At 61.8% G+C, this 3,794-nt stretch carries 2 protein-coding genes; both read left to right on the plus strand.

Going from position 1 to position 3,794, the window contains the following annotated elements; all coding sequences use genetic code 11:
- A partial coding sequence (locus tag DDE13_RS23310; RefSeq protein ID WP_222626184.1) for a hypothetical protein occupies window positions 1-260 on the plus strand: 260 nt, incomplete at its 5' end.
- A gap of 406 nt (window positions 261-666) precedes the next feature.
- A complete protein-coding gene (locus tag DDE13_RS22000; RefSeq protein ID WP_162631179.1) occupies window positions 667-3,198 on the plus strand; it encodes a beta strand repeat-containing protein in 2,532 nt (843 codons plus the stop codon).
- Window positions 3,199-3,794: the final 596 nt, after the last annotated feature.

Genomic DNA, 3,794 nt, shown 5'->3' on the forward strand with positions numbered 1-3,794 from the left:
TGGCCACCAGGGATCACACCGTCGACGGTGCCGAAATTACACCACGTGCTCGGACGCTACCTCGTGCCCCTGGATCAGGCTTCTTAGGTGGCTGGGAGCTGCGGGGCGAGGTTTGTATCATGTTCTATGATATTGAGGCATTGCTGAAGGCGACGAAAAAGGGAGCATTCGACCCTCTGCGGACCCTCGCCGTCCGATCGCGCGCTGCATTGCAGCGTCACAAAACCTGCCATTGGTGCAAGGCGCAGCATTTTCCGTAAGCGAGCGGCGGCAGTGCGGGACCGTCCTGCCGTTCGCTGCAGATGCTCGACCTCCGCTGCATCGGCGAATGTGCTGAAATGATGGTCGGGAAGCCGAAACTAGTGAAGGCACCAATCAACCGCTCCGTTAAGGTCGAAGCGGACCTTTGGTTTGCCTAATAGTGTACGAACTGCCTTGTGCTCAGATCACCGATGAGGTGCCTACCGCCGACGGCATCTGTTGAGCCCATTTGGATGAGCGGCGAACGACAGCCGGGTTGGTATACCGGCTCCTGATGGAGCCGAGGCGACCGTATGTGGCAAACGACGATCCCGTTCCCCCATGACGTCCGAGCGATCGTGTTTCGGGGGGTTGTGTCAGCGTGTGACCCTGCTAGACCATTAATACATGTTTAGAGGTCTCGCAGTGGGAGGATTCATGCGAAAACTGTTTATATCGGCGTCGGTTATAGCCATGTGCCAGGGGACGGCGGCCCAGGCCGAATGTGTCTCAGGCGACGGGATCAGCTGTATTTCGGCAGGATCATGGGCTTGGACGGGGTCTGGCGACTTCCTCGAAGCGGGCAACTGGCGCTTCGGCACCCTGTTCGGCGAACCGTTTGTCGCGCCGAAGAGCCTGCCGTTGCGCTACGGCGTGTATGTCAATTCCGTCAATGGATTCTTCGACGCTTTCGAGCTTCCCGCCGGCCCCATGCAGCTGAGTGCGGATTTTACCTCGTCTTTCGAGATGTCGATGGGTGCCGGTATCGATACGGAGTTCACGATCAACGGCGCCACCTATGACCAGCGGTTGTTCGTCGGGCGGTCCCTCGGAGACCTCTCCGCGCGCGCGGTGGGCACTCCGGAGGGCGTGTTCACCGATGCGGACGGAACATCGACGGTGAATCTGAACGCCGGCAGGCTCGTTGCGCCCGTGGTGATCGGCGAAGACACGCGCGGTGTGCTGAACGTGAGCGGGTTATCTTTTGGCGATGTCGTGACCCTGGCCCAGAATGCCGGGAGTGTCGGAACACTGAATATCACTTCCGGAGCACAGTTCTCAGTCAATGATCTGCGTTTTGGTCAAGGCAAGGCGGTCGTGAATACGGAGGGCGTGTCTTCCGTGACCAGCCAAATCAGTTCAGACGGCTCCGACGACCTGACCTATCGCATCCGCGGCGGCGGAACGCTTGCATTGAATGGCTCGTCAGGCTTCACGAAATTTCGTGGCGACGATGTCGCAAACCTGATCAACGAGACCGGCGGCACGATCACCCAGACCGGCGACGGGTCCAGTTCCACCATCAACTGGACCTTCACCAACGACGGGCTGGTGGATGTGAAGGCGGGCTTCTTCGGGCTGGGCAATCTGTCCGGGACCGGCGCGATCAACATCGACGCGGGCGCGGAGCTCAATTTCAACGGGGCGACACTCGCGGGCGACACCACCCAAACGATGAGCGGTGACGGCCTGATCGACATTCGCGACATTCGGGGCCCCGGCAGCCTGACCCTTGCGGGCGAGTACACGCTCGGGCGTGGGATCATGGGTGGCGGCACCAACGCGTTCATCGGCACGACGCTCGTGAACACCGGCAGTGCGACCATCGACAACCGGACGTATAGCAATGTTGGCGGGACCACGAACGCCGCGTTCACCAACAGGGCCGGATCGGAACTCGACCTGACCGGAACGACAGGCTTCGTGCGGAGCTACACCACTGGCGACGCCATTCTCATGAACGAATCCGGCGGCACGATCACCCAGACCGGCGAGGGCGCGCGCTCTACCGTCACGTGGGACTTCACCAACGACGGGTTGGTGGATGTGAAGGCGGGCTTCTTCGGGCTGGGCAATCTGTCCGGGACCGGCGCGATCAACATCGACGCGGGCGCGGAGCTCAATTTCAACGGGGCGACACTCGCGGGCGACACCACCCAAACGATGAGCGGTGACGGCCTGATCGACATTCGCGACATTCGGGGCCCCGGCAGCCTGACCCTTGCGGGCGAGTACACGCTCGGGCGTGGGATCATGGGTGGCGGCACCAACGCGTTCATCGGCACGACGCTCGTGAACACCGGCAGTGCGACCATCGACAACCGGACGTATAGCAATGTTGGCGGGACCACGAACGCCGCGTTCACCAACAGGGCCGGATCGGAACTCGACCTGACCGGAACGACAGGCTTCGTGCGGAGCTACACCACTGGCGACGCCATTCTCATGAACGAATCCGGCGGCACGATCACCCAGACCGGCGAGGGCGCGCGCTCTACCGTCACGTGGGACTTCACCAACGACGGGTTGGTGGATGTGAAGGCGGGAACGCTATCGCTGCAGAGCATCGACGGCGCGGGCGAACTGCGCATCCGCGCCGATGGCGACGTCACCTTCTCCGGCGACACGATCAAGCAGGAAACGATCCGCTTCGACGACGGCCGTACCATCACCTTCGATGACGAACGGCTCGAAGTGGTCAACCTCTTCGGCGGGCTCGACCAGCGCCGGGGCATCTTCGCGCCGGGGGCTTCGCCGGCGGAGAGCTTCATCTCCGGGGACTACATCCTGGGCGCGGCCGGCGTTCTGGAGATCGAATTCGCGGGGAATGCGGCCGGGCTGTTCGATCATCTGACGATCGGCGGGGACGCTTTCCTGAACGGTGGCGCGCTGTCGGTCGTGCCACTCGATGCCTTCGCTTTCGGCCCGGGCGGGATGTTCGAGGTCATGACCGTGGAAGGCGACCTGTTCGGCACGTTCGCCGGCCTTGACGAGGGGGCACGCGTCGGCACTTTCGGCACGGATGTGTTCATCACCTACATGGCGGGGGACGGTAACGATATCGCCCTCTTCACTGAAGGGACGGCGACAACCCCGGTTCCATTGCCTGCATCCGCGCTCCTGTTGCTCGGCGGCCTGGGCATCCTCGCTGTACGTCGACCGCGCAGGTTTGCTTGATCGGCACTGTGGCAAGCCCGGCGCATACGACGTCGGGCTCGTCATCGGATGTTCTGCCAGACGGAGGACACACAATTCGAAAAGGACGCGCGACGTCTTGCTATCAATTCCGAAGAAGCATCCTTGTTCGAGAGTCCACCCGCTAACGAGTGCAGAATTCTAATCAGCCTCGACCAACACATGTACGGTACTTGCGAGCACGTCAGCGCCACAGCGCGTGAAGCGATGGTCGATCCGGAATTGCTGTACATTGCTTGAAAGGCTGGTCTGGCTGAACTTCGGCGCTCATGCGAGCAGACGGTGTAGGTCGGCCGAAGGCCGCCCTTGTCGGGCCGTTCGTGCTGCGACTGCGAAGTGAGGTCTTCACCGCAGCGGTCAGTATGGGCTCGAAGCTGCCTTGCGGCGGGGCAGCGCCTGATTTTGCCGCTTTGAGTGGGCTGACGCCGGCATGTATGACGGCAGCCAGCCCGGAGCAGTCATGGCGAGAGATAGCGGTGCTCGTCAGAGCCGACCGTACCTGTCAGTCTATTAATTGGTTCGCCCTGAACAATTCCTAACCTACTGATTCTCAGCGCAGATCACGCTGGAGCGCTGGT

Source organism: Meridianimarinicoccus zhengii (assembly GCF_003254465.1).
Lineage (GTDB): Bacteria > Pseudomonadota > Alphaproteobacteria > Rhodobacterales > Rhodobacteraceae > Meridianimarinicoccus > Meridianimarinicoccus zhengii.